Raw genomic sequence first — 25,928 nt, forward strand, 5'->3', positions numbered from 1 at the left:
TTTATAGTAAATACGAATTACTTTTAAGCATATAAGTACTTGATTATTACTTCTTGAAGTTGAAAGTAAATAAATTAATTAAGAATATTTAATCAAATATTAAAAGAATCGAAAAGAATAACTTCACATTCATCTCCTTCACCACACCCTTCCTGATTTTCAGGGATAACAAGGTAACAGTTCGAATCCACCATGGATCTGATTACACCCGACCCTTTACTCAAAATAGGTTTAACTTCGTTTTCTGATGCAATAGCCCGGATATAATCTGTACGCCCTAAATTAGAAGGAACTTTTTTAGTGCTTATTCTTTTGACTAATTTGTTTTTAAAAGATATATTCTGCATTTTAAGTAGATATGTACGTACAAAAACATCGAACTGAACCATAGCTGCTACTGGATATCCTGAAAGCATGAAAATAGGTTTATCATTAATAATTCCAAATGCTACAGGTTTACCAGGCCTTATGGCAACACCGTGAAGAAAAACTTCACCTAAATTATTAACTGCATCCACTACAACGTCACCTTTGCTGATAGCAGTCCCACCCGTAGTTATAACCACATCATAATCATCTATTACCCTTAAAAGAGTATTTTCCATGAGCTCCAAATCATCCCTGCAATGGAATACATCTACCCTTGCATTAGTACTTTCTACCATTGCTTTTAAAGCATATTGATTAGAATTAATTATTTTTGCGTCCTCTAAAATAGGGGTGGGATCAACCAATTCATTACCAGTTATAATAACCGCCACTATTGGTTCTTGGTATACTTCTATCTCGCCAAATCCTGCAGAAGCAATAATTGCAAGTTCCTGAGGCCTTAATACTCTCCCACTATCTACTACTTTATCCCCTTTATTAATATCCTCGCCAGTATATGAAATATTCTCTCCAGGAACCATCGCAGCCATAACATCTAATTTTCCAGCTTTTTGATAAGTATATTCCTCCATAACTACCGCATCAGCACCAAGAGGTATAGGTGCTCCAGTAGCTATCTTAACTGCTTGCCCCTGATTTAATTCTACTTTAGATACATCCCCTGCACCTATACTATCTATTATGACTAATGAAGCAGGATTACTTACAGAATAACCAGTTGTATCTTGAGCCTTTATAGCATAGCCATCCATTGCGGATTTATCAAATGGGGGAGAACTGTGTTGAGATAAAATTTCATTAAAATTAACTCTTTTGTGTGCGTTCTCCAATTTTATTATTTCTTTGTCCATTACTTTTTGATGAGAATCTATTATTTCCATTGCCTGATCAACAGACATCAATTCAGATAGGAACATGTTGAACACCTGATTAAATGATTATTAATAAATTAAATAAATTAAAATATTAAATGAATTTGTTTAAGCTCCATATAACATATGAAGTTTAATCTTTTTATTTGTACCATCACGACCTCCCCATAATGATTTTAATACTGTTAATACTATGAAATTTATTAAGTTTAAAATAATAAATATATTCAGAAGTAAAAAAATAATCGAATTTAAAAGGGGTTAAAATTGAGTTCAAGCGAAAACATGATTGAAATTAAGTCTCTTACCAAGCGCTTTGGAAAAATTGTGGCTTTAAATCAGCTCGATTTGCATATAAAAAAAGGAGAATTATTAGGTATTATAGGACCTAATGGTGCGGGAAAAACTACTGCCATTAGAATTATATCCTGTATTCTTCACCCAGATGAAGGGGAGGTTATGGTAGGAGATTACGATGTTTTAAAAAAACCCATCGAAATCAAAGGAATGATTGGATATCTTCCTGAAGAACCAAACCTTTATGAACGTTTTACAGCTTATGATCTTTTAAAATACTTTGGAGAATTATATGGGGTTCCTAAAGCTAAATTGGAAACTCGAATCGAAGAACTCTTGGAACTGGTAGGTATGACTCATCGCGCTCAGCACAGAATTAATACCTTTTCTAAAGGCCTTCGTCAAAGAATTGGAATTGCCCGTGCCTTAGTTCATGACCCCCAAATAATAATCTTTGACGAGCCCACTATGGGATTAGATCCTGCCACATCCATAGCCATACGAGAATTTATTTCTGGATTGAAAGGGGATAAAACTATAATATTATGCACACATTACATGGATGAGGCAGATGCTCTCTGTGATAGAGTAGCAATTCTAAATCAAGGACAAATATTAGATATGGGAACACCTCAAGAATTAAAATCCCGAATACATGGAGATATAATTCTTAAAATAGGGTTAAATAATCCATCACTTGTTCAACAAAGTGCTTTGGAAAAAATTGATGGTGTGGAAAATATCTCCTGGTCTGGAGAAGATTTACATTTATCATTAAGCACCCGAAAAGTTATTGCACAAATTGTTGATTCACTAGGTAGTAACGTTAAATCCGTTAATACAAAAGAACCCACATTAGAAGACGTTTTCATACAGACTGTGAGTCATATTCAGGAAAAAAAGTAATTAATTAAAAAATTCAATAGGGTTTATAAAATGGGATCCTGGATCATAACTAAGTGGGAATTAAAAAATACACTATCAAGTAAAAAATTCTTGATTATTTTCTTCTTCCAGTTAGCCGTGCTTTTATTGATGATCATGTTCTTCAATAATTTCATGGCCAGCGTGGAATCTGAAGAGGGAATTTCGCTTACACCTTCTTTGAACCAATTCGCATCTTTAGATGTTTATGACCCTGAAAAAAGTTTTATTAGATATTTGAATCCCGAAATACTGGAAATTACCCAAACTGATGGAAAAGAATCATCTTTAGTTTATGAAAGCCATAAAACTGGTTATTTATCCGTTAATGCCAGCGACCCCCTTAGTTTAAATTTAGAAAATTTGAAGCCAATCCAGGCCAATCTTTTTTTAGACTACAGTGACCCTAAAAGAAGTGTGGTGAAAGATGAAGTTGAATTGGCTGGAAATAAATCCGCGACAAGAATATCACAACAATTAATTGCATCTTTAAGTCCTCAAGAAGACGTGGATGTGCCTCAAGTCAAACAAGAAGCTCAGGGTGAATCACTACCCCTGCAACTTATTAATAAGGTTATGACTGCTATTTTATTATTCTTGCCCTTATTTTTATTTGGAAATTTAGTAGTGGACAGCATTGTTGGTGAAAAAGAGAGAAAAACCGGCGAAATATTAATTGCCATGCCCATATCAAGATCTTATATAATATTGGGCAAAAGTATGGCTGTTATTATAACTATGGCTTTACAGGTGGCTTTATGGATGATAGTAATGCTAATGGCTGGTTTTTCTCTTAAAAATCCATTTCTGATTTATCTTATAGTAGTAATCACTGCAGTACCCATAGTTGGTTTAACTGCCATTATAGCCGCATTTGCAAAAAATTATAAAGAAGCAGGAATAGGGATTACTTTTGCATATATTGCCATAATCGGATTTTTAATTGTCCCCGCATTAGCTTACATATCCCAGCAGGGAAGGAATGTGAGTTTATCCACCATGACACTCATTATCAAGATATTTTCTGGTGAAACCCTAACTCTAGGAGATATTGTCGTGCCTTTAATATTCATCACAATTATAAGTTTTGTTTCATTTAGTATTGCCATATGGCTTTTTAGAAGAGATGATATAGTTTTTGGGCCCAGGCCTAACCTTTTTTACCTGATATTTGAATTAATGGGAATAAACAAATTAATCAAACTATTTAAAGGAAATGAGTGAACTGTCATGAAAATTCTTACCTTAGCACGAAAAGAAGGCCAGGACATACTTTCTAACAAGATATACCTCTTAGTAATGTTTGTCCAGCTTTTAATTATTTTAGGTGCATTTGGTTTAGCCATAGTCAGTTCTGTAGTGACTGATTCTGATTTAATGGACGAGTGGGGAGGTAGTACGGCCCTAAAAGTTGGTGTTCTCCAGGAAATAAATGGCACCTCACTTGAAAAAGCTTTAAACTCGCAAAATCTTAATTTAATTTATTATGATACCTTAAATAATGCTAAAAGGCAGGTGGGATCTGAAATTGTAGCCTTGGTCTATATTAGTAATTCTAAAGGAGATATTGCTGTACAAATTGATAACAGTAATGTTTTTTATCCTGCTGTTTCTGAGAAGATAAGCAAAGCACTGGAATCTTATCGTTTAGATGAAAGGCTTTCTAAAGAGGGATTTTCTCAGACGCAGATAAATGTTATTCAAAATCCAATTAATTTAAATGAAATTAAGGTGAATGAAAATTCTGCAGTTCCTCTAGCACTGGACAGTTCTTATTTTGTGGAGATAATGTATGGATTTATAGTGCCTTTCATACTGCTTTTACCGTTTTTCTTGGCCAGTAACATTGTTACAGACAGTATAGTCGGTGAGAGAGAACGTAAAACATTTGAAGTTCTTTTAATGACACCTATGAGCGCACCCATGGTAATAATTGGTAAAATTCTCCCAATACTCATTTTTTCACTAATACAAAGCGCAGCGTGGATACTATTATTAAATGCACTGAAAGTACCTATTTTCCATAGTTTATTGATATTGGTGCTATTATTCTTTGTTGGGCTGGGTTTTATTGGTCTAGGGGTCCTTATTTCCATGCTGGTTGATAGTACCAAAGAAGCTAATTCCGCTATAACGCTGATGCTCTTTTTTGCGACTTTTATACTCTTTGTACCTCTTTTTATGAATATTCCACAGCTACAAGGTATTTTGAATATCATACCTACGGTTTTAATGGTGCGTATGGCATCTACACCCACTTTGCAGCTGGATCTGATTTTAGGTTTTTTACCATCAATACTACTATCTCTGGGAATATTTGCATTATCTGTTCGTTTTTTTAAACAAGAAGGCGCTATTAGGCTTTAAAATTACAAAAATAGCATTGTTATTGAAACCGTTGCCCCTACTGCTAAAGGGATAGTTAAGTTATCATCTACAGGAGAATAAGCCTCAGTTATAGTGCCGGCCAGTGCCCCTAAAAAGGAAGCATATAATGGTATTTGAGTTAGGGCGCCTAAAAATCCTAAGATAAAAAATGCTGAAGATCCAGCCCAAGTCTTTCTAGTGCTAAATGGCAGAAGTTTTTTTCCATAGCGAGTTCCAATGACTGTGGAAGCAGAGTCTCCTAAAACCAGAATAATTATTGCTGTATTAACCACAGCCAAATTAGTGCCGAAAATCGAAAAAGTTAAAGTTAAAGCTAAAAAGAAGTGAATAAATCCCCTCTCCAAATTATCCCGTCGGCAGTTTCTTAATATTCTTGAAAAAAAAGGTAGGTATTTCTTTTTATCAAGTTGATAAATTATCTCTCCAGCCAATGCTGCAAATAATGCCACAATTATCAAATAAGGTAGTTTAAGGAAACTTTCCAGTAATATAAAAAGAATGCCTGATGCATGTATTAGTTGTCTTACAATCTCCCTCGGTACTTGCAAAAGAACACCAGACTCCTTTAAATAAAAAAAATATTTTTAAAATTTAAGCCATGTATTTTTCAATAACTCCTTGATAAGCATCCTGAAGTTTTGATACATCTAAATCAACCATGCCTTTAATAACCAAGTTTTTACCCACAACTTCACCAATTATTGCTGATGGCGCTTTTATTTTAGTTAATATCTCATCTGCCTTATCTGCTTTTGCAGTGATAATAAATCTTGCATGTGATTCCGAAAGCAGAGCTTCAAAATCATTCACATCTTCTTTAGGGGTTAAACTCAAATCTACTTTAGCACCCATGCCGCTTTTTATAACCATCTCGGACAAGGCTATCCCAATTCCGCCAGCAGAGCAATCATGAATCGCAGTTATATCCCCTTCAGAATCGTCATCTAGTAGTTTTAAAATGCTTTTTACAGATTCCAGTTCATCATCCATGCGTATTTTTGGTGCTGATCCCTGCAACAACCCATGAACAGAGCGATGGTATTCTGAACCAGATAATTCATTGTAGGTTTTACCAATGATTATTATCTTGTCTCCCTCCTCTTTGAAATCCATGGTGCGTATTTTTGGTATGTCCACTACACCAACTACACCCACTGTGGGGGATGGGTTAACAGTTATTCCCTCGGTCTCATTGTAAAAACTAACATTACCACTTATAACTGGAGTCTGGAATTTTTCAGCTATTTCCGCCATACCTGTTACGCATTGTTTGAATTGCCAGAATACTTCTGGTTTTTCAGGGTTTCCGAAGTTCAAGCAGTCCACCACACATAAGGGTTGGGCACCCATGGCTACCACATTCCTTATAGCTTCTGCTACTGATCCCGCGCCACCATCGTAGGGATCTAAACGAGTGTGAAGACTATTACAATCCACAGTCAAGGCCACTGCCTTTTCTTCATCCACCCTCATTACAGCAGCATCGTCCCCCGGTTTTATTACAGTTCTAATTTGTACTTCATGATCATACTGTTTGTAAACCCATTTTTTACTGGCAATATTAGTTGAGGACAATATTTTTAAAAGAGCTTCTTCTGCAGAAGGATGTTCCACTTCCACATATTCTGAGGGTTTTTCCATTTCTTTTTCTTCCCTTTGAACCACTGGTGGATCAGCCAATAAATTAGTGGGCAGTTCTGCAATTACTTCTCCTTCTTCTTCTACCACCATTAAATCCGTACTTGTGACTTCTCCCACAACAGATGCTGGAAGTTCGTATTTTTCACAGATTTTTATAGCTTTATCAACGTTTGCAGGGTTTATTACAAATACCATTCTCTCCTGGGACTCAGAGAGCATTATTTCATATGGAGTCATCCCTTCTTCTCTTAGGGGTATTTTATTTAAATCTACCTTTGCCCCGTTATGGCATTTATCTGCCAGTTCTGAAATGCAGCAGGTTATACCTCCACCTCCAAGGTCTTTGACACCCGAGACGGGTACTTGTTCCATAATCTCCAAACTTGCTTCTAATACCTTTTTCTTGGTAAATGGATCACCAATTTGAACCGCAGGGCGATCTTCTATTTCCGATGCCGTAGTTAATTCTTCAGAAGCAAATGTTACTCCATGTATTCCATCTCTTCCTGTCATTCCACCCATAAGTAAGAAGACATCCCCTACGTTGGGAGCAATTCCTCTTTTAAGGTCTTTTTTAGGCACCAGACCAGCACACATTACATTTACTAAAGGATTCGTTTGGAAAGCATCGTCAAATTCTACTTCCCCTCCCACTGTTGGTATGCCTACTCGGTTACCATAGTCAGATATCCCCCTGACTACATGTTCAAAAAGATAACATGATTTTTGATCTTCTAAATGTCCAAACCGTAGCGAATCCAGTAAAGCAATGGGCATGGCTCCCATAGAGATAATATCCCTCAATATACCTCCGATTCCGGTTCCAGCCCCACCATATGGTTCAATAGCTGAAGGGTGATTGTGGCTTTCTATCCCTACTGCTAGTGCCAGTTCATCTGTGATTTCAACTACCCCTGCATCGTCCCCCGGACCTAAAATTATTTTCTCGCCTTCTGTAGGAAATAGGCCCAGTACAGGGCGGCTGCTCTTGTAAGAACAGTGCTCAGAGAACATTATGTCCAGCATTCCATATTCCAAAGAATTTGGTTCTCTTCCCAGTTTTTCTTTTATGAATTTCATTTCTGAATCGGTTAATGCCATTTTACCACCCTAATTAAAGTTAAATTAATTATCATGATTTTGGTTTGATTTTAATTATTTCTGAATATAAAATTAATTAATTTCATATATTACTTTTATTTGACTTAAAAGTTGAATATTCTATTTATCACATTATAATAAAAAAATGATTTTACTTAAAAAAGGAATAAAGAATTTTTTAAAGAAAAGAAATTAGGATTTACTGATAGATACCATAAGATTCTCATCAGATATTTTCCATTCTTTAGTATATTCTCCTTTTTCCTCACTGAAGACCATGCTTTCAGCCCGTACTTCATGTTCTACAAATTGTTTTTGAGATTCTACCAATTCTTGGAAGTCATGACTACAATTAACAGAAACATTAATATTTGCTTCTACATCCAGATCCAGATCTTTTCGCATGTCCTGAATTCTTCTAATAAGTTCCCGGGCCATTGCTTCTGAGAGAATTTCAGGAGTGAGTTCTGTGTTGACAAACACACTTCCTCCTTCAAATTCGGCACTCACTATATCTTCTGGAAGTTCTGTTTCGAATACAACATCCTCTAGAGAAATTTCAATACTTTTATCAGGTAATTCTACAGTAATTGGTCCCTGTTCCAGTCTTTGTTTAATATCATAACCATCCTCTTTTTCCAGTTCCTTTGCAACTAAAGGTACATCTTGCCTTAGGCGCGGGCCTAGAGTTTTCATATTTGGTTTGGCTAAAACTTTCAATTGAGGGAATTCACTAGCAGTGATCACTTTCTTGGTATTTGCCTGTTCCATTAAAACGTTTTGAAGTGATTTTGCAGCCTCAAGTGTTTCTTCATCTTCAGATACCACTACTATTTCGCTAACAGGCCATCGCAGCTTGTAACGGGCTACATCTCTACCACGAGCACATGCTTCGATGATTTCCCTGACTACATCCATTTCTGCTTCGAGTTCTTTGTTAATTAAGTCCTCAGAGTAGGTCCAATCCAGCATGTGGATACTCTCTGGAGCATCAGAATCACTTCCTCTCACCAGGTTTTGATAGATGTCCTCAGTAATGTGAGGTGCTATTGGAGCCATTAAAGTTATAAGGCGTTCCAATACCGTGTAAAGAGTCTTATATGCACCTAATTTATCAGGGTCTTCTTTTTCAACCCAAGTCCGTCCCCTTATGAGTCGAATATACCATCTACTTAAATCTTCCAATATGAATTCATTAATACTACGGGTGGCCTTGTGGAAGAATAATTTATCTAAAGATTCTGTAACTTCTTTTGTCACGGAATTAATTCGTGATAAAATCCATAAGTCCTCTTCTCTTAGTTTTACATCCTCATCAGCGTATTCATATGGTAAGAAGTTGTCCAGGGACATGTAAGTTGTGGAGAAAACATAAACGTTCCATAGGATGTTGAACATCTTATTTACGTTTTTAAGTTCATCCCAAACAAATTTTAAGTCTTCCCACGATTTGTTAGCCCATAAAAGATAGAATCTTAGAATATCTGCACCATATTGAGCAATGACTTCTTCTGGTTCTACCACATTGCCCAAAGATTTACTCATCTTTTTCCCTTCATCATCCAGAGTGAAACCGTGCATTAAAACCTTTTTATATGGTGTTTTATCCAAGGCAATTACTCCAGTACCTAATTGAGAATAAAACCATCCTCTAGTCTGATCGTGCCCTTCAGTAATGAAATCATAAGGGAACCACTCTTCAAACTTGTCCTTTTCTTGAGGATAATAGAGTGACGCCCATCCGGCTACTCCAGAGTCAATCCATACATCCAGTACGTCTGGTGTACGGTACATTTTTCCTCCACAATTACATGGTAGAACAATTTCATCTACGTGAGGTCTGTGTATGAAGTCTCCTTCTAAAGTGCCTTCAATGGCCAGTTCTTTGAGTTCTTCTACCGACCCTACCACACTAATTTCATCACAGTCTTCGCATGACCAGATAGGTATAGGTATTCCCCAGTATCTTTGCCGGGATATTGTCCAGTCCCTGGCATTTTCAATCCAGTTCCTGAATCTACTTTCACCAGCCCATGACGGAACCCATTCCACAGTATCCAGTTCTTTTAGCATCTGGTCTTTGATTTCAGTGATCTTTAAAAACCACTGCTGGGTGGCTAAATAGATAATTGGGGTTTTACATCTCCAACAAAAACCATATCTGTGGTTTATTATTTCTGATTTTAAAAGAAATCCGTGGGCATCAAGGTCGGCGATTATGAATGGATCTGCTTCTTTAACAAATTCTCCAACATATTTTCCAGCTTCGTCTTTGAATAACCCTGCTTCATCCACGGGACAAAATATTTCTAACCCATATTCTTTTCCTATTTCAAAATCATCAGGACCATGCCCTGGAGCTGTATGTACGCAACCAGTACCTTCAGTTAGAGTTACGTGTTCACCAGGTAATATCTGGTGTTTGAATGCTTTTTGTGCAGGAATTTCTTCAAGTAAAGGGTGATTGTATTCTTTAAACTGTAAGTCTGAACCTTTGACTATTTTTAAGATCTCGTAAGGTTTTTCACTGCAACAATCATCTTCACAATCACAATCTTCAGCCCCGAACAATTGATCCACCAATGCTTCGGCCATGATATAAACTTCATCACCGACTTTCACATATGCATAATCAAAATCAGGATGTACACATACGGCCATATTTGCAGGTAGTGTCCATGGTGTGGTGGTCCAGACCAGTACAAACTCTTTTTCTGCAACTTCAGGGTTGAGTATCGGGAACTTGACAAATATGGATGGATCGTCTTTATTCTCGTAATCGATTTCAGCCATTGCCAGGGCAGTCTCACAACGAGGACACCAGGTAATAACCCGTAAATCATTGACCAATAAATCCTTTTCATTGGCTCTTTTTAGTGTCCACCAGCAGGATTCCATATATTTTGGGTCATAAGTAACATAGGGATTTTCCCAGTCCATCCATACACCCAATTTCTGGAATTGTTCAGTCATTACTGCCTTGTTTTCCACTGCAAAGTCATGACACTTGTTTATAAAGTTTTCAATACCTATTTCAGTTTCAATTTGTTTTTTACTGGTAAGGCCTAAAATTTCTTCCACTTTATGTTCAATTGGAAGACCATGAGTATCCCATCCTGCTTGGCGGCGGATGTTAAATCCACTCATACTCTTAAAACGTAAATGAGTGTCTTTTATGATCTTATTCCAGGCAGTTCCCAGATGTATCCTGCCACTGCAGTATGGTGGGCCATCTAAAAATGAGTATTTGGGTTTGTTTTCCCTTAATTCATTGGTCCTCTGGTATATATCTCTACGTTCCCAGAAGTCCTGGACTTTTTCTTCTATAAGCTTGGAATCATATGATTTCTTTGCCTCCTGGATTGGCATGTTTACTCTCCTGAAAAATTTTTAATGAAAAATTATCGCAAATTTACAATGTGATAGTTTAGACTGTATTAGATGTATAGTTGCGATTATATAAAATAATTCCAAAATAAGAAAAATTTCGATAGAAAATAGAATTCCTTAAAAAACTAAAAAAATAGAAAGTAAAACCCTTCCTCCAGATTAAAAGTAACCATCATAAAATGATCAGTCGGAGGTAGAATCTTATATTTAATTATACCTAATCACTTAGAAAGTTCGTAGTTTACCTTTAACTAACATGTCGGTAATGTTTGATGTGTCTGCGAGCCATGTGTCCATAACTTTTTCCACTTTTTGCTGTACTTCATCCATTTTGAATCCATCTTGGAGGATGATTTGAGATGTGGCAGCTTTTGGTTGGTCAATAGGTTTTCCAATTTGGCTTAATATCATGATATGGACCTGGTCAACACCTTCAACACTTTCTACAATATCTGCAGCCATTTGATTAGATAATAAATTGTATATTTTACCTACGTGGTTGATTGGATTTTTACCAGAGGTTGCTTCCATAGACATTGGCCTGTTTGGAGTAATTAATCCATTAGCTCTGTTTCCTCGTCCTACAGACCCATCATCTCCCATTTCTGCAGAGGTACCGGTTACTGTTAGATATACTGATGGTTGTCCATCGTCTTCACACCTATCAGCAGTATTTACAAATACCTCAAGGTTTCTGGAGGTGTGTTTGGAAGCAAGTTTCATTACTTCGTCTCGAACGCTGTGTTTGACATCCAGATACATATCAAGGTCATCTACATATTTATCCACCATAGCTGAAGCAACTGTAAGAGTAACATCGTCTCCTTCACGCAGTCCCATGACTTTTATATCTTCTCCAACTGCAGGATATTTGTTTTTAAATGCCCGGGAGTTCAAAAGGTTTTCTGCTTCATTTACAATAGTTTCGGTTTCAGAAAATGGTGCAAATCCCACACCAAATGAAGTATCATTAGATAGTGGTGCGGCTCCAGTTCTTGCAAATACATCCGTTAGGTCCCCAGAACCATGCCCAATCTTACATTCCACAACAGCACAGGTTTCCACATCTAAGTTGATTATATTATCTTTTAAGAATTCTTTAGCAGCTGAAATGGCAATTCGATCCAGTCCGATTTTTTCACCATCTACTTCTGCTATTCCCCTCCCAGTAAGAAGAATATCCATAGGTTTTATGATTTCTCCGCCACCGAATGCCGGGTTAGACTCACCAGCAGTAATTTGCACTTCATCAGTATTATGGTGCATTATAGTCCCAAATCTTTCCAGGTAGGCATTGCATAAAGCTCTGCTTACTGATTCTGCGATTCCATCACTGATACTGTCAGGGTGACCTATACCTTTTCTTTCTACGATTTCTATGTCCTGTTTCTCAATAGGTGTCTGGTTAAGCTTTTCAACAATAATGTTCCTCATAAAAAATACCTCCAATTATACTTCCATGAATAAGGTGCGTCAAAATTATTTCAATGGATATTTATAATTAGCATTTATAGTAGATATCATTTTGAACTGATAATATAAATAAATGTGTAGGTTTTAATTCCACTTATTTAATCTATAAAAATAATTAGTCTGGTGTTGTAATGGAAAAAATATTGATTAACAAAACTAAAAACACTAATTTAGGATCCGTAGAATTTGCAGATAGCTTTTTTTCAAGATTTAGAGGACTCATGTTAAAAAAAGAATTACCATCAGGATTAGTTCTTAAGATCCCAAAGGGACGTGGAAAAAAAGGTTCAGCCATCCACATGTTTTTTATGAGAATACCCCTGGATTTGATTTTTGCTGATGAAAATAAAAAAATTGTTGATATAGTTACTTTAGATCCCTGGGCCACTTACACCCCAAGAGCACCTGCTAGATTCGTGGTTGAGTTAAAAAAAGGATCACTTGTTTCTTCTCAAACAGAAATTGGAGATTTTATAGAATTTGAATAGTAATAAAAATTACATTTTCTTTTTTATTTCGGAAATAGCTAAGCGGGATACCGTTTGCACTACTTCATTTTCATCTTTTGTGGCTTTTTCCAGAGGGTTTAGTGCTCTTTCATCTCCAATCATGGATAAACTTAAAGCAGCAGCATATCGAACCCCTGACACTTCATCAGATAGGCATTTTATAAGGGGTTCTACTGCATTTGAATCTTCAAATGTACCCAACGCCAGAGCAACCGCCTCTCGAACATGATAATCTTCATCGTTTAATGCATTAATCAAATTTTGTACTGAATCAGGATCCCCTATCTCTGCAATTAGTTCAGCAGCATCCACTCTCCTTTCCCAATTTCCAGTTTCCAATTCTTTAATTAGATATTCGATTTGACTCATTTCTTCGGGCATTGATATTCCCCCGTATAATATCTATTCCAACAGTGATATTAATCTTGCTTTCATTAGGGATATAAATTTAGAAAAAAAAGTTTTCAGTTAAGATTAAAATTAAGAAATTATTCAATTATGAGATTTTATATCTTCAGGATGCTTTATAATAGACACTCCTTCTAGATGCACCAGTTTGTGAGTATTTTCCACATCAAGTTCTCTCATGCGTATGGTTATTATTTTACCCTCTGAAACCGCATTAAAAGGACAAGCGCCCTGACAGTTCCCACAACCTATACATTTAAGAAGTTTAATTTCTGTTCCAGGAATAATGGCATCTTGTGGGCAAGCAGCTGCAGCTTGACATGGTTCGCAGTTTTCACACGATTCAAGTTCTAATTTCGAAGGTAAAACTGTTTCTATATCCCCTACTTCCATATCAACCGGAACTATTAATGTTTTAATCTTACCTTTCCCTGCTTGAGCCACTGCATTGGTAACCAAAGTATCAGCAATACCATTCACAATTTTAGCAATAGTATTTGAGGTAGTGGGAGAGACAATTAAAAGATCATATCTGCCCATGGAAAGACGCCCAGTTATGGGAAAACTGAATTCTTGATCACTCTCTAAGGCCATTTCCCGGTAATATCCCCCAGTAACATTTGCCACCCGTTCATATAACCCATACATTTTGAGTACTTCTTCAGATGCCCGTGAAAGCATGACTGTGATTTCATGTTTTTTAGCCATTTTTTCTAATTCTTCCACACTTTCCAATAGCAAGTGTCCAGCACCAGTAAAAGCCCAAGCAATACGCATTTTTTACCCCAGTTAATATATATTTAAAACAAATATCTCAAAAAATTAAAAATAAAGTGAAATAATTAAATTTCCAGGAATTTATATGCCTCGTCTTCTTCAAAAGCATAGTGTACTTTAGTGTACTGATTCATGAATTCCGTGACTTCTTCTTTGACATTTTTATTTTCAATTGCCACCTTTTTAACGAATTCTGCTACTTCAATCATCTGTGCTTCTTTCATACCACGCCTGGTAATCTCCTGAGTACCTACCCGGATACCCGATGGATCATCAGATCTGTTTACATCATCCCAAGGAAGTAAATTTTTATTTAAGATGACATTGTTGCTTTCTAATCGTTTAGATAGCTCAGAAGCCCTTCCTATGTCTGAAACTTCCATTACTACCTGGTGAGACTCAGTAAATCCTAAGTCTTCGCAAAGTACCTTGAATCCTAACTCATGAAGAGCCTGAGCCAGAGCCTGAGCATTTTTAATTGTTTGTGAAGCATATTCTGCACCAAATTCAAGCATTTCTGCGGTGGCGATACCAAGCCCGGCCATATGGTGCAAGTGATGGTTACTTACCACACCAGGGAATACTGCTTCATCAATCTCATTCTTTATTTCTTCTTTGCAGAGGATTATGCCCCCTTGAGGTCCCGGATATGTTTTATGAGTACTACCTGCCATCATATCTGCACCCTCTTTTAATGGATCCTGGAAGTAGCCTCCTGCAATTAATCCTAAAACATGTGCCCCATCATACATAACTTTAGCACCGATTTCGTCTGCAGCTTCACGAGCAGCTTCTACAGGATGCGGGAATAAGAATAAGCTACCTCCTAAGAGAACTATTTTGGGTTTTACTTCCAATATTTGTTTTTTCATTGCTTCTGCATCAATATTCATGGATTCAAAGTCAAATGGATGAGTATAGACTTTTAATCCTCTGATACCTGCTGCACTCACATTAGCGTGAGAAATATGTCCACCATAAGGTACTTCCATAGCCATTATAGAGTCACCTGGCTTAGTGAAAGCAAAAAATCCGGCAAGGTTAGCTACTACACCCGAAGTTGGTTGTACATTAGCATGTTCCGCATTGAATAATTTTTTTGATAGTTCTACAGTTATATCTTCAATACTATCTATGTATCTACAACCTTCATACAACCGTTCACCAGATTGTCCTTCGGCATAGCGGTGCGAAAGGTCAGTTGCCATGGCTTCTTTAACCCGAGCGCTGGTTATGTTTTCGCTGGCAATAAGATTTATACTATTTTTCATCCATTTTGTATGCTCTTTTGTGATATCTTTTATTTGTTGAGCGTAATTTTGGTTTTCAGACATTTATATCAGTCATCCGTAAACTAGATAATTAAATTATAGAATGCATTTAGAAGATATGAATTGTAGAATATAAATATTCATATTTTACTAAAAATATCTTAAAATATTTTAATTTTTTATGAAAAATTGAAAAAAATCGGGTATTCAGTTAAAATAAGTTAGTTGAAAGATAATCTTGAATTTAAAAAAAAGAATATTTAGTGGAGATTAAAATCTCTCACTTATTTTGATGGTTCATTCATTGCAGCTTCAATCTGAGCCATAATTTGGTCTGTCTTGAAGTGCTGCTGATCCATAGCTCCAGATGGGCATGCACCTACACAGGTACCGCATCCTTTACATAGAGCTACATTGACTTGTGCTTGTTCCTCTTCCATGGTTACTGCACCATATGGACATAGTTCTATACAAACTTCACATCCACCGCAGACATCCATGTCAGTTACAGCAATAATAGGTTCAATTTCCACTTCACCTTTAACCATAGGGATAGCTGCCCTTGCAGCAGCACCAGATGCTTGAGCTACAGCATCAGGAATATCTTTAGGTCCTTGAGATACACCAGCTAAGTAAACACCGTCAGTTAAAGTGTCAACAGGCCTTAGCTTAGGGTGAGCTTCCATTAAGAATCCGTCAGCGGATTTAGATAGACCTATGGTCTGTCTTAATTCCTCAGCACCTTCTGGTGGGACTAGTCCTACGCCTAAAACAACCATATCATAATCTAACTCAGTTACTTTACCGAGTAAAGTGTCTTCTCCCCTAACAGTAAGGGTAAGATCATCATTTTCGATTACTTCAGCAGGCCGTCCTCTGATGAACTTGATACCATATTTTTCTTGAGATCGTTTGTAGAACTCTTCGAATCCTTTACCGAATGCACGGATATCCATGTAGTAAAGAGCAACATCAGTATCAGGCATTTTGTCCTTGATTAACTGAGCGTTTTTCATGGCGTACATACAGCACACACGGGAACAGTATGGTTTACCAATTTGGTCATCTCTGGAACCAACACAGTGGATGAATGCCACACTTTTTGGTTTTTGTCCGTCTGATGGTTTAATTACTTTACCTTCAGTAGGTCCAGATGCATTGATCTGTCTTTCCAGTTCCATACCAGTAATCACATTGGTGTGGCTACCGTAACCGTACTCGAGTTTTTCGGTTGGGTCGTATGGGTCGTAACCAGTTGCTACAATAATGGTACCTAATTCCAATTCGATTTCTTCTGGTTCTTGGTCGTGTTTAACTGCTCCTCTTTCACAGATTTGATCACAGAGCATACATTCGATACAGTAATCTTTATCGATTGTAGCACATAGTGGTACTGCTTGTGGGAATGGAATGTATGCAGCTTTTACCATACCAATACCTTCGTCGAAGTAGTTAGGCATTTCAATTGGGCATACTTCTACACAGGAACCGCAACCGACACATAGTTCTTCGTCTATGTATCTTGGTTTTTTCTCTACTTTAACTGTAAAGTTACCAATGTAACCGTGAACTTCTTTAACTTCAGAGTAAGTCATGAGCTCGATGTTTTCGTGCTTACCTACATCCACCATTTTAGGTGCTAGGATACACATGGAACAATCGAGAGTTGGGAAGGTTTTATCCAGTTGTCCCATTCTTCCACCAATGGTAGGTTGTTTTTCCACCATATAGGTTTTGAATCCCATGTCAGCTAAGTCAAGAGCGGATTGAATACCGGCTACTCCACCACCAATAACCATAGCTTTGTTATCCACACTTACAACTGAGGATTCTAGAGGTTCTAATAATCTTGCTTTTGCAACAGCCATTCGAACTAAATCTTTAGCTTTTTCAGTTGCAGCTTCAGGTTCACCCATGTGAACCCATGAGTCGTGTTCTCTTAAGTTTGCGAATTCAAACAAGAATGGATTTAATCCAGCTTCTGAAACAGCTCTTCTAAAGGTCGGTTCGTGAAGTCTAGGAGAACAAGCAGCTACTACTACTCGGTTTAATCCTTTTTCTTTAATGTCTTTTTGAATTTCCATTTGTCCTGGGTCAGAACAATAGTATTTGTATTCGTTAGCAAGAACCACATTTGGTAAAGTTTTAGCGTATTCTGCTACTGCTGGTATATCCACCACACCACCGATGTTTATACCACAGTGACATACGTAAACACCAACTTTTGGTTCTTCCATGGTTTCTTCTTTCTTTTCTTCTGCCATTAGATCACCTGTACAAGTTGAAGATATCTAATCTTGATTAATTTAGATGATGTTAGGTGTATCACAACAATAAATAAAGGTTTCTATCCATATTTTTGAGTAAAGTATATATATTAAAACAAAAATTAGAATCATAGCTAACTAATACTAGTTTTTTAGCCAAATAAATAAATTATATCACTTTAGAATAAATTTTAATTTCTAATAACTCCAAATTAGTTTAAATAGATTACTCTGCATCTTAATCTAATAAAAAAATTATGAATAAATTAAACATACTTATCAAAATTAGGGATAAAACAAATATCTAAATAATTATTAATTAAATAAAAAAAACAGAGAAATGGAATTTTTTTAAAAAAAAATTGTATAAATAGAATTAAATTCTGATTATCTAACCAATAACACCGAATTTATTAAAAAAAAGTATATCAGAGTAAAGCTAATATCAGCGGTAATGTAACCATACTCAGTAGTGTAGACAAAAAAATGCATGACGCCGTTGTTTTAAAATCAAGATCATAACTAATTGCCAAAACCATAGATAACATAGCTGAAGGCATAGCAGATTCTAAGATAGTAACAGTTTTTTCTAAGCCTCCTAACCCAATAATAGACACAACTACAAGGGCCATTAAAGGAGAAATTAGTAATCTTGTTATACTTACAAATGTGGCATCTTGAAAATTTTCTTTTATTCCCCTAAATTCAATAGATAGTCCCAGAGAAATCATAATCAAGGGAATAGCTGCCCCAGATAAATAATACAATACATCCTCCACCACAAAACCTAGGGGAAAATGCAAATAATTAGATCCTAACCCTAAAATAATAGCCCATAGTGGAGGAAACATCAAAAATCTTCTCAATATGTCTTTGAGTTTTCCTCCGAAAATTAAAATCAATACAATTCCTAAGATAATAAAAACTAAAACAGAACCCATATCATAAAATACTGCCCTTAATAATCCTTCTGATCCAAATAATCCCATTGAAAATGGATAGCCCATAAATCCAGAATTTAACATGGCCGTGGGTAGTATGATACCCCATTTTTTCTGGGGAGAATAGCCTTTCATGCTTGTCCATAAATAAGCAATAGATCCTGTGATTAATGCCACTAAAATACATATAAGTGGAATAAATGTTAATCCCGGCAAATCAGAAGTATTCATACTATACACTGAAAGAAATATCAAAGAAGGGATAGCTACATTTACCACGATTTTATTTAGAGCATGCGCATCTTCTGTTTTTAAAAGATTAATTCTGCGCAGAATATAACCTAATATAACCATTAAAATAATAGCAAGTACAGTTTCAATAGAATTTAAGTTCATTTCAGACCCTTAATAATCAAGTAAAATAAGATATGTGATTAATATATAAAAATGCTTAATGATCCTATGAAAAAAAAATAAAATAGAGTATTATGATTTATTAATCCACAATACCCTCTGTAGTAATCTTAAATACTGATTCACCTTCAGGTAAATGAGGGCTGTCCACTAAACGGGCTATTCTTTTACCAGCCAATCCTTTTTTCAGCCATACCCTGTAAGTAGCTGCGTGTCCCAGTACGTGGCCACCAATAGCTTTTGTAGGACTTCCAAAGAATGCATCTGGACGGGCCTGAACCTGATTAGTTACAAAAACGGCAGTATTGTAGGTATTTGCAATATTTTGCAGAGTGTGTAAATGTTGATTCAATTTTTGTTGTCTAGAAGCAAGGGCTTCTCTTCCCACATATTCAGCTCTAAAGTGAGCGGTTAAAGAATCCACTATTACCAACCTAATATTTCGGCCGCCTTGAATGAGTTCATTGACTTTTTCAGCCATTAATATTTGATGACTGGAATTAAAAGCACGTGCAATATGTATTTTCTGTAAAACTTCTTCCATATCTAATTCAAACCCATTAGCAATCTGTTCGATTCTTTCAGGACGGAAAGTATTTTCAGTATCAATAAAAACACATTCAGCTTCTAATCCTCCTTTTTCAAAAGGTAATTGAACAGTTATGGCCAATTCATGTGATAACTGACTTTTACCAGATCCAAATTCACCGAAAACTTCAGTTATAGATTGAGTTTCTATTCCCCCACCAATTAGTTCGTTCAAAGCTGTGCTACCTGTGGTGATTCGACCGACATCTTTTCGTCTCTCCATTACATCGAAAGCTGTTTCAAAATCAATTTGTTCAGCCTTCCGGGCAGCTTCAATAACTTTTTCTGCTACACCTTCACCAATCTCCGCTTTAACAGATAATTCTTTTGCAGTGGCCGTGGCCAACCGCATCATGTCTGCGAAACCAGCATCGCGAAGTTTTTGAGCAGTTTTTTCTCCAACATTAGGCAAGTCTTCAAGTTCCACCATTTTAATCTCCCTTTAACTAATTATATTTATGTTAAATATGTTAATCCAGAATATCCTGATTATAATTCAACTTCAATGATTTTCTTAGGATTTAATCTTAATTCTTCATTATATTCATCGAATTTAGCATCTCCAATGACTGTAATATGTACTCCATTTAAGTCTTCTACTTTATCTTCTAAAGCGCCCTCATCAGCACTTTTAGCAATAATGTCTGCCACTTCAGGAGTAGTCATACCCAATAATTGTTCAGCTTGCTTTCCAAAGAAAGTAACTCTTATTTCTCCAGTATCATCAGCTAATCTAGCAGGTAACATTAATAAATAACGAGGTTCTTCAGCTGTTTCACCGCAGAAATCACATATATATTCTTCTTCAATGGATTCTAATCTATTATTACAATTAGGGCATCTGTAAGATAAAATTCGGCCGCCAAAAGCATCTGTAAGATCTCCAGAAACTTTTATATTTCTATCATCTTCATCTAATTCCTCAATTTTACGGGATTGGAATATCATATCTTCTAATTCTTTAAATGTAGGTAAAGCATCTAAATCTTTATCTTTTGCTGGACCAAGTTGAGTATTTCGACCTACACTTAATTCTAAATTATCATTACGGAAAGTTACCCGGGGATTTTCAATACGTATCGCATCACCTATATTTAAAGGTATTTCAGCTTTTTCATCCCATAGAGAAGCCCTCATAGCCCCGGTATCATCTCCCAATTCTAAAGAGCGCACCAATCCCCTGCTTCCATCATCTCTCTGGAATTCATTAGGATCGTATATATCAATTATCCTACCAATGATACGTACATTACGATCGTCTTCTTCCAACTCATCAATCTTTTTGGTGGTGAAAATCATTTCTTCTAACTCTTCAAAGCTTGGAAGATCTTTCATATCTTCTTCGTTAGGATCCATTATCCGTGAAGTTTTTCCTACACTCAAATCAACACTGTATAATCCTAATTTAGTGCGTGCATTTTCTATACGTACTGGTTCTCCAATTTGGATATTAGTATGTGCTTTTTCATCCCACAAAGAGATTCTTACAACCCCACTTTCATCTGCTAAATCGGCCGAACGCACCAGCCCAACAGTGCCATCTTCTCTCTGGAATTCCCGAGGATCATTTATGGATACTACACGACCTACAACATCTATTTCTTCCCCTTCGTCTTCCATGTCACTAATTGTGCCTATTTTAACAGGCTCAAGGTGTTTTTTATATTCTTGAAGCACTTCTAATAAATTTCCATCTGATTCGGGATTAATCATGATACGAGTATTCCAGGTTGTGTTAATCCGGTACCCGCTGGCAGCATATTCGTCGAATTCAATGTTTCCTCCAAGAATTTTAACGATGTCTCCCTTGTTTATTTCAAGAGTAGTATCATCATTCCATAGAGTAACACGGATAGAACCAGTATCATCAGCGATTTCAATTGATCTTACTGAACCAGAACTTCCATCAGATCGTTCAAATGTTATGGCATCCTGAACTTTTGTCACCAGCCCCATGACAGTTACATCTTTTTCTTCATGGGCATCTCCAATTTTAAAAACCTTTTCTTCAATATCCGGGACATCATAATCTCCTTTGATTATTCTTCCAACAAATGGATGGGTAAGTGAAATTTCACCGTTTCTCAATTTACTTTGTGCACCAAGTACTTTTATTGCATCTCCTTCATTTAAATCAAGGTCCGCTATTAATTCTGTATCTCGATTCCATAAAGTATAAGAAACTTGACCGGTTTCATCTTTAATTTCTAAAGAAGCTACTTTGCCGTCTTTACCGTCTTTATCAAATGTCCTTATCCGTGGAACCCTTACGATACGGGCTATTATATTTACTTCCTGATCTTCTTCAATAGAACCAATAGGAGTTATTTCTTCTTTATAATCTGGAAAAGCATTATCGGTATCTTCATCCAGTACTTCGATAGTTGATCGAGGTTTTAGATGTATTTCTTTACGTCCCCTATATCCCTCTTTAACATCGCCCCCATCAATCTCTATTACATCCCCTTCTTTGATTTTTTTGAGTAATTTAATATTTTCAGTCCAAAAAACAATTCGAACTTCCTCTGTTTCATCAGCCAAAACTAAATTCGCTACTTTACCATCTTTGCCCTTGCGGCTGGTGAATTTTTTTGGATTAGAAATTCTCATTACTCTTCCAATAATCTTAAGTTTATCAGCACCTTCTTCCATTTTGGAAATCTTATCCATGCTGTGCTCCTTTTTCTGAGACAACGGAGTGTTTTTTTCAGTAACATGTTGCCCTACAATCATTCGAGCTATATCAATATCATTCATGAAGCTTACATCTTCATAATCTTTCTTCATTTCATTCATTTTTTCCAGGAATTCCTCTTCAGAAATTTTATCCTTTACCTTCTGATATTCCTGCATTATTTCCTCATTCATTTAAACTCCCTCACTATCTCTGTATAATGATATTATTCACCATATAATATACTATATGTGAGAGCCTTTGAGAACTAATTTTCAAATTCCGTAATATCATTATATTCACTAAGTAATATTGTATTAATATAATTAAAAATTATAATACTAATATATAAATTTTTTTAAAATGAACAGATCCGTGCATCAATAAACCAGTGCACAGCAATTTCAAAGCATTTATTTATATAGGGTTAATAAGAATTAATAAACAAAGATTTAATAAAAACTATATTTAATAAAAATTTTTCACAATGATAACTAAAAACACCCATCTTATGACTTTGAATTCCATTTCAATGGATATTGCTGGAATTTTGCAGTTGGGAAACTATTTTCTAATTTTGTAAGTGTTTATAAAGCCTTATGGCAAATTTAACGTTTTTTTATTTGATTTACACTTTTATAATAATCCAGAATTGTTAAAATAATAAAATAAAAAATAGCTCTAAAAGCTAAAAAGAAAATAAGGAGGATTTAACATGTCTATGACCATGGCAGAAAAAATACTAGCTAAAGCTGCTGGTAAAAAAGAGTCTGAAGCTGGAAAAATAGTTATGGCCAATATTGACGTGGCCATGACCCACGACCTCACCGGACCACTATCGGTAGAGTCTTTTGAAAAGATAGGAACCAAAAATGTTTGGGATCCAGAAAAAGTAGTGGTGATTTTTGACCATCAAGTACCTGCAGATTCCATTGATGCTGCAAATAATCACCTAATTATGAGAAATTTTGTAGAAGAACAGAAAATAACTAATTTTTACGATGTTCAAGAAGGTGTTTGTCACCAAGTGCTGCCTGAAAAAGGGCACATTGTTCCAGGAGAAGTAGTAGTAGGAACTGATTCACATACCTGTACCCATGGAGCTTTAGGGGCATTTTCCACTGGAATTGGATCAACAGATATGGCCATGGTATTTTCCACCGGACAATTATGGTTTAAAGTACCTGAAACAATTCGATTCGAAATTGAAGGGAAGTTAGGAGCCCATGTATATGCAAAAGATTTAGTGCTTAATATAATCGGTCAGGTAGGGGCAGATGGAGCTACTTACAAAGCATGCGAATTTGCAGGAGAAACTGTATCCAATTTAACTATATCTGATCGAATGGTGCTCTGTAACATGGCCATTGAAATGGGTGGGAAAACTGGACTGGTAGAGCCCGATGCTAAAACCCTGAAATACGTTGCTAATCATTCAACCAAACAGTACCACACTATGAAAACAGATATGGATGCTGCATCCCTTGAAACAGTTGAAATAAATGTCAATGATTTAGAACCTCAAATAGCTTGTCCCCACAATGTAGATAATGTTAAACCCGTTAGCGAAGTGGATGGTATTGAAATAGACCAAATTTTCCTGGGGTCCTGTACCAACGGACGGATTAGTGATTTAAGAACCGCTGCACGCATATTAAAAGGAAAACAAGTTGCAAAAGGAGTTAGAATGTTAGTTATACCTGCTTCTCGAGAAGTGTACAGTAAAGCACTGAATGAAGGGTTAATGAACACATTTGTAGATGCTGGAGCATTAGTATGTAATCCCTGCTGCGGGCCTTGCCTTGGAGGGCATGTAGGGCTGCTTGGGCCGGGGGAAGTGAGTTTATCCACATCTAACCGGAACTTCCGAGGTAGACAGGGCAGTCCTGATGCTGAGGTGTACCTTTCTTCAGCCGCAGTAGCTGCTGCTTCTGCAATTACAGGAAAAATCACCGATCCAAGAGGTTATTAGATTTAATATGAAATTTACAAAAGGGAAATAAAGGTGCTTAAAATGAAAGGAAATGTATGGAAATTTGGAGATGACATTGACACGGACATAATCATCCCCGGCCGATACCTGGTTATGAGAGATCCTGAAGACCTGGCTCAGCATGTAATGGAAGGATTAGATCCTGAATTTCACCAAAAAGTTGATGATGGAGATTTTATTGTCGGTGGAAAGAACTTTGGTTGTGGATCCTCTAGAGAACACGCACCATTAGCATTACAGGGAGCTGGAATTTCTGCAGTTATAGCAGAATCATTTGCCCGTATATTCTATCGTAACTCCATAAATGTAGGAATTCCTCTTTTAGAAGCTCCTGGAATATCAAATCATTTAGAAACAGGAGATGAAATCGAAGTGGATATGGAAAAAGGAGTAATACGCAAATTAGAAACTGGCGAAGAATTCGAATTCAAAAAACTCCCTGAATTTATGCTTGAAATTCTTAATAAGGGCGGTTTAATCTCTTATGTAAGAGAAATGGAATAAACAAATGAAATTAAATTTCAAAAATTTTATTAAATTATAGGTGTTAATATGTATAAAATATCTGTTATTCCTGGAGATGGAATAGGAAAAGAAGTTATGGAAGCTACGCTCCACGTTTTAGAAGCAGTCAACGTGGATTTTGATTATGAATTTGCCGAAGCAGGGGATGAATACGCTGAAGTAAGTGGTGTACCCTTACCCCAAGAAACAATTGATATTGTTAAAAATTCCCAAGCCTGTCTATTTGGAGCAGCAGGAGAATCAGCTGCAGACGTGATTGTTAAATTAAGACAGGAACTAGATCTTTATGTTAACTTACGTCCTGTGAAATCATATCCTGGGACCAAGAGCATATTTGATAACCTGGACTTTGTTATTGTAAGGGAAAATACAGAGGGTATGTACATTGGACTGGAAAATGAAACCGAAGAAGGTGCAACCGCCACCCGAGTCATCACGAAAAAAGCTTCCGAACGCATATCTCGTTTTGGATTTGAATATGCCAAAAAAACAGGCCGTAAAACAGTGACTGCAGTTCATAAAGCTAACGTTCTTAAAAAAACCGACGGAGTATTCAAAGAATCATTTTATAAAGTATCTGAGGAATTTCCAGAACTAGAATCTAATGATTTCTATGTAGACGCTACTGCCATGTATTTCATCACCAAGCCGGAAATGTTCGATGTGGTAGTTACCACAAATCTCTTTGGAGATATATTATCTGATGAAGGAGCAGGACTTGTAGGAGGATTAGGCCTTATACCTTCTGCCAATATAGGAGATAAACAAGGATTATTTGAGCCCGTGCATGGTTCTGCACCAAGCCATGCAGGTAAAGGAACTGCAAATCCTGCAGCCATGATGCTATCTGCGGTTTTAATGTTGGATTACTTAGATGAATCTGAAGAAGCTAGAAGAATGGAAAAAGCTATTGTAAAAGTACTTTCAGAAGGAAAAGTAGTGACTAAAGACCTTGGTGGTGACGCTTCGACCATGGAAATGGCTGCTGAAGTTCGAAGAGTATTAGAAGAGTCTTAATCTCTTCTTTAATTACTTATTTTTTGTTTCTATTTTTTGTTTTTTTAAAAATTCTCAAATTTTATAAA

Annotated in this window: 19 protein-coding genes; 7 read left to right on the forward strand and 12 right to left on the reverse strand. The window is 36.3% G+C overall.

Going from position 1 to position 25,928, the window contains the following annotated elements; translation table 11 throughout:
- Positions 1-92: 92 nt before the first annotated feature.
- Entirely contained in the window at positions 93-1,307 is a 1,215-nt protein-coding gene (locus MXE27_RS03915; RefSeq protein WP_248611098.1) for a molybdopterin molybdotransferase MoeA, read from the reverse strand.
- A 240-nt stretch (positions 1,308-1,547) separates the two neighbouring features.
- On the opposite strand from MXE27_RS03915, the gene MXE27_RS03920 reads away from it, so the two are divergent.
- From MXE27_RS03920 to MXE27_RS03930, 3 genes are read left to right on the forward strand one after another with little or no spacing between them, the layout of a single operon-like run.
- Positions 1,548-2,465 carry an ABC transporter ATP-binding protein gene (locus MXE27_RS03920; protein WP_425438270.1) on the forward strand — a complete coding sequence of 306 codons (918 nt, stop codon included), beginning with the start codon at positions 1,548-1,550 and terminating at the stop codon, positions 2,463-2,465.
- A 30-nt stretch (positions 2,466-2,495) separates the two neighbouring features.
- The gene (locus MXE27_RS03925; protein ID WP_248611100.1) at positions 2,496-3,707 is read left to right on the forward strand and encodes an ABC transporter permease; all 1,212 of its coding nucleotides are present in this window, start codon (positions 2,496-2,498) and stop codon (positions 3,705-3,707) included.
- Positions 3,708-3,713: 6 nt separating this feature from the next.
- Positions 3,714-4,850 (forward strand): ABC transporter permease, encoded by a 1,137-nt coding sequence (locus MXE27_RS03930; RefSeq protein ID WP_248611101.1) that lies wholly within the window; start codon positions 3,714-3,716, stop codon positions 4,848-4,850.
- 2 nt (positions 4,851-4,852) lie between these two features.
- Here MXE27_RS03930 and MXE27_RS03935 read toward each other — a convergent pair whose 3' ends face one another.
- The 4 genes from MXE27_RS03935 to MXE27_RS03950 all read right to left on the reverse strand — a co-directional run bounded on the left by MXE27_RS03935 (position 4,853) and on the right by MXE27_RS03950 (position 12,437).
- Entirely contained in the window at positions 4,853-5,419 is a 567-nt protein-coding gene (locus MXE27_RS03935) for a diacylglycerol/polyprenol kinase family protein (RefSeq protein ID WP_248611102.1), read from the reverse strand.
- A 43-nt stretch (positions 5,420-5,462) separates the two neighbouring features.
- Positions 5,463-7,613: a phosphoribosylformylglycinamidine synthase subunit PurL gene (gene purL, locus MXE27_RS03940; protein ID WP_248611103.1), complete on the reverse strand. Its 2,151-nt coding sequence runs from the start codon at positions 7,611-7,613 to the stop codon at positions 5,463-5,465.
- Between the two features lie 192 nt (positions 7,614-7,805).
- Complete coding sequence (gene ileS, locus MXE27_RS03945) at positions 7,806-10,982, reverse strand: isoleucine--tRNA ligase (protein WP_248611104.1); 3,177 nt, start codon at positions 10,980-10,982, stop codon at positions 7,806-7,808.
- A 246-nt stretch (positions 10,983-11,228) separates the two neighbouring features.
- On the reverse strand, positions 11,229-12,437 hold the full coding sequence (locus MXE27_RS03950; RefSeq protein WP_248611105.1) for a methionine adenosyltransferase: 1,209 nt from the start codon (positions 12,435-12,437) through the stop codon (positions 11,229-11,231).
- A 170-nt stretch (positions 12,438-12,607) separates the two neighbouring features.
- On the opposite strand from MXE27_RS03950, the gene MXE27_RS03955 reads away from it, so the two are divergent.
- Positions 12,608-12,964, forward strand: a complete 357-nt coding sequence (locus MXE27_RS03955) for a DUF192 domain-containing protein (RefSeq protein ID WP_248611106.1) — start codon at positions 12,608-12,610, stop codon at positions 12,962-12,964.
- Positions 12,965-12,973: 9 nt separating this feature from the next.
- On the opposite strand, the gene MXE27_RS03960 is transcribed toward MXE27_RS03955, so the two are convergent.
- The 7 genes from MXE27_RS03960 to MXE27_RS03990 form a co-directional block, all read right to left on the reverse strand.
- Entirely contained in the window at positions 12,974-13,366 is a 393-nt protein-coding gene (locus tag MXE27_RS03960) for a HEAT repeat domain-containing protein (protein WP_248611107.1), read from the reverse strand.
- 111 nt (positions 13,367-13,477) lie between these two features.
- A complete protein-coding gene (locus MXE27_RS03965; protein ID WP_248611108.1) occupies positions 13,478-14,170 on the reverse strand; it encodes a dihydromethanopterin reductase (acceptor) in 693 nt (230 codons plus the stop codon).
- A 65-nt stretch (positions 14,171-14,235) separates the two neighbouring features.
- Complete coding sequence (gene glyA, locus MXE27_RS03970) at positions 14,236-15,504, reverse strand: serine hydroxymethyltransferase (protein WP_248611109.1); 1,269 nt, start codon at positions 15,502-15,504, stop codon at positions 14,236-14,238.
- Positions 15,505-15,725: 221 nt separating this feature from the next.
- Positions 15,726-17,705, reverse strand: a complete 1,980-nt coding sequence (locus MXE27_RS03975) for a CoB--CoM heterodisulfide reductase iron-sulfur subunit A family protein (protein ID WP_248611110.1) — start codon at positions 17,703-17,705, stop codon at positions 15,726-15,728.
- Positions 17,706-18,136: 431 nt separating this feature from the next.
- Positions 18,137-19,045 (reverse strand): AEC family transporter, encoded by a 909-nt coding sequence (locus MXE27_RS03980; RefSeq protein ID WP_248611111.1) that lies wholly within the window; start codon positions 19,043-19,045, stop codon positions 18,137-18,139.
- A 100-nt stretch (positions 19,046-19,145) separates the two neighbouring features.
- Positions 19,146-20,081 carry a DNA repair and recombination protein RadA gene (gene radA / locus MXE27_RS03985; protein ID WP_248611112.1) on the reverse strand — a complete coding sequence of 312 codons (936 nt, stop codon included), beginning with the start codon at positions 20,079-20,081 and terminating at the stop codon, positions 19,146-19,148.
- Between the two features lie 59 nt (positions 20,082-20,140).
- Positions 20,141-22,519 (reverse strand): OB-fold nucleic acid binding domain-containing protein, encoded by a 2,379-nt coding sequence (locus MXE27_RS03990; protein WP_248611113.1) that lies wholly within the window; start codon positions 22,517-22,519, stop codon positions 20,141-20,143.
- A gap of 521 nt (positions 22,520-23,040) precedes the next feature.
- Here MXE27_RS03990 and hacA point away from each other — a divergent pair.
- Genes hacA through MXE27_RS04005 form a run of 3 tightly spaced genes read left to right on the forward strand, consistent with a single transcriptional unit; the run spans position 23,041 to position 25,860 of the window.
- Complete coding sequence (hacA, locus tag MXE27_RS03995) at positions 23,041-24,297, forward strand: homoaconitase large subunit (RefSeq protein WP_248611114.1); 1,257 nt, start codon at positions 23,041-23,043, stop codon at positions 24,295-24,297.
- Between the two features lie 42 nt (positions 24,298-24,339).
- Positions 24,340-24,822, forward strand: a complete 483-nt coding sequence (locus MXE27_RS04000) for a 3-isopropylmalate dehydratase small subunit (RefSeq protein ID WP_248611115.1) — start codon at positions 24,340-24,342, stop codon at positions 24,820-24,822.
- Positions 24,823-24,870: 48 nt separating this feature from the next.
- The gene (locus MXE27_RS04005; RefSeq protein ID WP_248611116.1) at positions 24,871-25,860 is read left to right on the forward strand and encodes an isocitrate/isopropylmalate family dehydrogenase; all 990 of its coding nucleotides are present in this window, start codon (positions 24,871-24,873) and stop codon (positions 25,858-25,860) included.
- The last annotated feature ends 68 nt before the right edge of the window (positions 25,861-25,928 follow it).

This window comes from Methanobacterium alcaliphilum (assembly GCF_023227715.1).
GTDB lineage: Archaea > Methanobacteriota > Methanobacteria > Methanobacteriales > Methanobacteriaceae > Methanobacterium_E > Methanobacterium_E alcaliphilum.

Coding starts and splice junctions, on each gene's coding strand:
- MXE27_RS03925 (WP_248611100.1), top strand. CDS start 2,496: ATGGGATCCTGGATCATAACTAAGTGGGAATTAAAAAATACACTATCA.
- MXE27_RS03960 (WP_248611107.1), bottom strand. CDS start 13,366: ATGCCCGAAGAAATGAGTCAAATCGAATATCTAATTAAAGAATTGGAA.
- purL (WP_248611103.1), bottom strand. CDS start 7,613: ATGGCATTAACCGATTCAGAAATGAAATTCATAAAAGAAAAACTGGGA.
- MXE27_RS03975 (WP_248611110.1), bottom strand. CDS start 17,705: ATGGCAGAAGAAAAGAAAGAAGAAACCATGGAAGAACCAAAAGTTGGT.
- MXE27_RS03950 (WP_248611105.1), bottom strand. CDS start 12,437: ATGAGGAACATTATTGTTGAAAAGCTTAACCAGACACCTATTGAGAAA.
- ileS (WP_248611104.1), bottom strand. CDS start 10,982: ATGCCAATCCAGGAGGCAAAGAAATCATATGATTCCAAGCTTATAGAA.
- MXE27_RS04005 (WP_248611116.1), top strand. CDS start 24,871: ATGTATAAAATATCTGTTATTCCTGGAGATGGAATAGGAAAAGAAGTT.
- MXE27_RS03915 (WP_248611098.1), bottom strand. CDS start 1,307: ATGTTCCTATCTGAATTGATGTCTGTTGATCAGGCAATGGAAATAATA.
- hacA (WP_248611114.1), top strand. CDS start 23,041: ATGTCTATGACCATGGCAGAAAAAATACTAGCTAAAGCTGCTGGTAAA.
- MXE27_RS03955 (WP_248611106.1), top strand. CDS start 12,608: ATGGAAAAAATATTGATTAACAAAACTAAAAACACTAATTTAGGATCC.
- radA (WP_248611112.1), bottom strand. CDS start 20,081: ATGGTGGAACTTGAAGACTTGCCTAATGTTGGAGAAAAAACTGCTCAA.
- MXE27_RS03965 (WP_248611108.1), bottom strand. CDS start 14,170: ATGCGTATTGCTTGGGCTTTTACTGGTGCTGGACACTTGCTATTGGAA.
- MXE27_RS03920 (WP_425438270.1), top strand. CDS start 1,548: ATGATTGAAATTAAGTCTCTTACCAAGCGCTTTGGAAAAATTGTGGCT.
- MXE27_RS03980 (WP_248611111.1), bottom strand. CDS start 19,045: ATGAACTTAAATTCTATTGAAACTGTACTTGCTATTATTTTAATGGTT.
- MXE27_RS04000 (WP_248611115.1), top strand. CDS start 24,340: ATGAAAGGAAATGTATGGAAATTTGGAGATGACATTGACACGGACATA.
- MXE27_RS03930 (WP_248611101.1), top strand. CDS start 3,714: ATGAAAATTCTTACCTTAGCACGAAAAGAAGGCCAGGACATACTTTCT.
- MXE27_RS03990 (WP_248611113.1), bottom strand. CDS start 22,519: ATGAATGAGGAAATAATGCAGGAATATCAGAAGGTAAAGGATAAAATT.
- glyA (WP_248611109.1), bottom strand. CDS start 15,504: ATGTCTGAAAACCAAAATTACGCTCAACAAATAAAAGATATCACAAAA.